Source organism: Phenylobacterium sp., assembly GCF_030698145.1.
GTDB lineage: Bacteria > Pseudomonadota > Alphaproteobacteria > Caulobacterales > Caulobacteraceae > Phenylobacterium.
The window spans coordinates 1-2,739 of record NZ_JAUYNW010000132.1 but is presented as its reverse complement, the minus strand read 5'-3'; the positions used below and the strand labels follow the sequence as shown (position 1 = coordinate 2,739).

3 protein-coding genes are annotated in these 2,739 nt (G+C 63.7%); all 3 read left to right on the top strand.

Translation table 11 applies throughout. From position 1 onward, the window contains the following. Positions 1 to 301, top strand: a 301-nt coding sequence (gene rpsG / locus Q8Q77_RS18770; protein ID WP_305585399.1) for a 30S ribosomal protein S7, incomplete at its 5' end; no start/stop codon positions are given. 101 nt (positions 302 to 402) lie between these two features. Beyond that, positions 403 to 2,481 (top strand): elongation factor G, encoded by a 2,079-nt coding sequence (fusA, locus tag Q8Q77_RS18765; protein ID WP_305585398.1) that lies wholly within the window; start codon positions 403 to 405, stop codon positions 2,479 to 2,481. A gap of 108 nt (positions 2,482 to 2,589) precedes the next feature. Beyond that, a partial coding sequence (locus tag Q8Q77_RS18760; protein WP_305585400.1) for a GTP-binding protein occupies positions 2,590 to 2,739 on the top strand: 150 nt, incomplete at its 3' end.

Here is a 2,739-nt window from a genome sequence, read left to right as displayed (position 1 = left end):
CCCGCTGGAGACCTTCCACGCGGCTCTGGAAAATGTCGCGCCCGGCATCGAAGTCCGCTCCCGCCGGGTCGGCGGCGCCACCTACCAGGTGCCCGTCGAAGTCCGTCCGGACCGCCGCAAGGCGCTGGCCATCCGCTGGCTTGTCACGGCTGCGCGCAAGCGCGGTGAGAACACCATGACCGAGAAGCTGGCCGGCGAACTGCTGGATGCGTCCTCGAACCGTGGTTCGGCCGTGAAGAAGCGCGAAGACACCCACAAGATGGCCGAGGCCAACCGGGCGTTCTCGCACTACCGCTGGTAAGACCCGGCAACCATCGCTTTCCGGCGCGGGCGGTTTGAGTTAAACCGCCCGCGCCGTTCGTTCTGACGTCCCCGAACGCCTTTACCAGCAGAGCTTCCGCTATGCCCCGCGCGCACAAAATCGAAGACTACCGAAACTTCGGAATCATGGCCCACATCGATGCGGGCAAGACGACGACGACGGAGCGGATTCTCTATTACACCGGCAAGAGCCACAAGATCGGTGAAGTCCACGACGGCGCGGCCACCATGGACTGGATGGACCAGGAGCAGGAACGCGGCATCACGATCACGTCGGCCGCGACGACCGCTTTCTGGGAAGGCAAGCGCCTCAACATCATCGACACCCCCGGCCACGTGGACTTCACCATCGAAGTGGAGCGCAGCCTGCGCGTCCTCGACGGCGCGGTGACCGTGCTGGACGGCAACGCCGGCGTCGAGCCGCAGACCGAGACCGTCTGGCGTCAGGCCGACAAGTACCGGGTCCCGCGGATCGTGTTCGTCAACAAGATGGACAAGATCGGCGCCGACTTCGACAAGTCGGTCGAGTCGATCCGCGACCGCCTGGGCGCCAAGGCCGTGCCGATCCAGTTCCCGATCGGTTCGGAATCGAACCTGCGCGGCCTGGTGGACATCGTCCGCATGAAGGCGGTGGTCTGGGAGAACGACGGCCTGGGCGCCAACTTCCATGACGAAGAGATCCCGGCCGACCTGCTGGCCAAGGCCGAAGAGGCCCGTCACTACCTGATCGAGAACGCCGTCGAAATGGACGACGAGGCGATGGAAGCCTATCTCGGCGGCGAAGTCCCCTCGGAAGCCGTCATCAAGAAGTGCATCCGCAAGGCCGTGCTGACCGGCGCCTTCTATCCGATCCTCTGCGGCTCGGCCTTCAAGAACAAGGGCGTCCAGCCCCTGCTCGACGCCGTCATCGACTATCTGCCCTCGCCTGTGGACATCCCGCCGACCGTCGGCATCGACTTCCGCACCGAAGAGCCGATCGTCCGCAAGGCGTCCGACGAAGAGCCGCTGGCCGTCCTGGCCTTCAAGATCATGGACGACCCGTTCGTGGGCTCGCTGACCTTCTGCCGCATCTATTCGGGCAAGCTCGAAACCGGCATGGGCCTGATGAACTCGACCCGCGACAAGAAGGAACGCGTCGGCCGCATGCTGCTGATGCACTCCAACAACCGCGAAGACATCAAGGAAGCCTATGCCGGCGACATCGTCGCCCTGGCCGGCCTGAAGGACACCCGCACCGGCGACACCCTGTGCGACCCCAACAAGTCGCCGGTGATCCTGGAGAAGATGGAGTTCCCCGCGCCGGTCATCGAGATCGCCGTGGAGCCCAAGTCCAAGGCCGACCAGGAAAAGCTGGGCGTCGCCCTGCAGAAGCTGGCCGCCGAGGATCCGTCCTTCACCGTCTCCACCGACTTCGAGTCGGGCCAGACGATCCTGAAGGGCATGGGCGAGCTGCACCTTGACATCAAGATCGACATCCTGAAGCGGACCTACAAGGTCGAGGCCAATATCGGCGCGCCGCAGGTGGCCTATCGCGAGAGCCTCGGCCGCAAGGTCGACATCGACTACACCCACAAGAAGCAGACCGGCGGTACGGGCCAGTTCGCCCGCGTCATGATCACCTTCGAGCCCGGCGAACCCGGCTCGGGCTTCGTGTTCGAGAACTCCATCGTCGGCGGCGCGATCCCGAAGGACTACATCCCCGGTGTCGAAAAGGGCCTGGCGTCGGTGAAGGACAACGGCCTGCTGGCCGGCTTCCCGCTGATCGACTTCAAGGCGACCCTGACGGACGGCAAGTATCACGACGTCGACTCCAGCGTGCTGGCCTTCGAAATCGCGTCGCGCGCCGCCTTCAAGGAACTGCGCGAGAAGGGCGCTCCCAAGCTGCTCGAGCCGATCATGGCCGTCGAGGTCGTGACCCCGGAAGAGTATCTGGGCTCGGTCATCGGCGATCTGAACGGCCGCCGCGGCATGATCCAGGGCCAGGACACGCGCGGTAACGCGATCGTCGTCAACGCCTTCGTGCCGCTGGCCAACATGTTCGGCTATGTGAACACGCTTCGCGGCATGTCGCAGGGCCGCGCCGCCTTCACCATGCAGTACGACCACTACAATCCGGTGCCGCAACACGTCGCCGACGAAGTGATCAAGAAGTACGCGTAGCGTTTTTCCTCGGAAATACGCCCACTAAAAGTTTGAACGATCTCCTCGGAGATCGTTCGGGCCCAACCCTAGTTTAGAGGACAAGCCCAAACAGGGCTGGAGCTTGAAATGGCCAAAGAAAAGTTCGAACGCAACAAGCCGCATTGCAACATCGGCACGATTGGTCACGTTGACCATGGCAAGACGACGTTGACGGCGGCGATCACGATGATCCTGGCCAAGGCCGGCGGCGCGAAGGCGATGGCCTATGCCGACATC

Excerpts from the sequence above, each read along its gene's own strand:
- fusA (WP_305585398.1), top strand. The coding sequence starts at position 403 with ATGCCCCGCGCGCACAAAATCGAAGACTACCGAAACTTCGGAATCATG.